We start from the raw sequence: 923 nt of genomic DNA on the forward strand, positions 1-923 counted from the left end.
CCGGACCCCTCGGCGAGCGCGCCGACTGGTGGTGGTACGACCCCTTCCAACCCCAACCACCACCATCGACCAACTAGGTTGATTGGGGCATAAAGAATTTCGTTTGCGTTACCCGCTGCCCAGACCATGCGGCTTGCTTGAAAGTTGGTAGCGCATACGCTATCGAATTCGTAAGTCGCCGATGCCCGGAGTCAAGCCGGACCCGGCGCCGGTGCGAATTCGAAACTCGGCGGTTCGCGCAGCCACGCCGTCGAGACGGCGGACCAGTCCGCGACGCTGACGTAGGGTCCCGCCGGGCTGTGCGCGTGGCCCGAGCCGTCGGCCGTGCTGAACGGGGTGACCGAGATCTTGGGATGGGCGAGGGAGCCGGGGTGTAGGGGTTGGCCGTCCTCGTCGGTGACCGAGAGGTGGTCGGGGGGTCCGGTGATGGTGATGTGGCCTTGGTGGTGTTGGCGGTGGTGGTAGGGGCAGATCAGGATCAGGTTGGTCAGCTCGGTGGGGCCGCCGTTTTCCCAGTGCACGAGGTGGTGGGCGTGCAGGCCGCGGGTGGCCCCGCAGCCGGGTACCGCGCAGCTGGGGTGGCGGTGCTCGAGGGCGCGGCGCAGTCGCCGGCTGATGGTGCGGGTGGTGCGCCCGGCGCCCAGGGGTTGGCCGGCGCGTTCGAGCCAGACTTCGCAGCCGGCATCACAGGTCAGGTATTGGCGGTCGGCGTCGGATAGCAGCGGACCCAGGTGCAGCGCGGCGGCGCGCTGGGCCGCGTCGTAGTGGGCCACCACGGTGGTGTGCTGGGCGTGCGGGCGGCGGGTGGCCTCGGCGTCCCAGCCGGCCTCGACCAGGCGCAGAAACGCCTCCAGGGTGCCCGGCATCGGCGGCGCGCTCGGTGCGGAGCCGTCGCCGTTGGCGCGGTCGCGTTTCCACTCGGC

2 protein-coding genes are annotated in these 923 nt (G+C 70.3%); one reads left to right on the plus strand and one right to left on the minus strand.

Annotated features, from left to right (window positions below):
• The coding region (locus tag A5705_RS28825; protein ID WP_231982335.1) for a hypothetical protein at positions 1-77 on the plus strand (77 nt) is incomplete at its 5' end.
• Positions 78-191: 114 nt separating this feature from the next.
• Here the strand turns inward: A5705_RS28825 and A5705_RS26795 are convergent.
• The coding region (locus tag A5705_RS26795) for an HNH endonuclease signature motif containing protein (RefSeq protein WP_156763235.1) at positions 192-923 on the minus strand (732 nt) is incomplete at its 5' end.

Source organism: Mycobacterium sp. E787 (assembly GCF_001668725.1).
In the GTDB taxonomy this organism is placed as follows: domain Bacteria; phylum Actinomycetota; class Actinomycetes; order Mycobacteriales; family Mycobacteriaceae; genus Mycobacterium.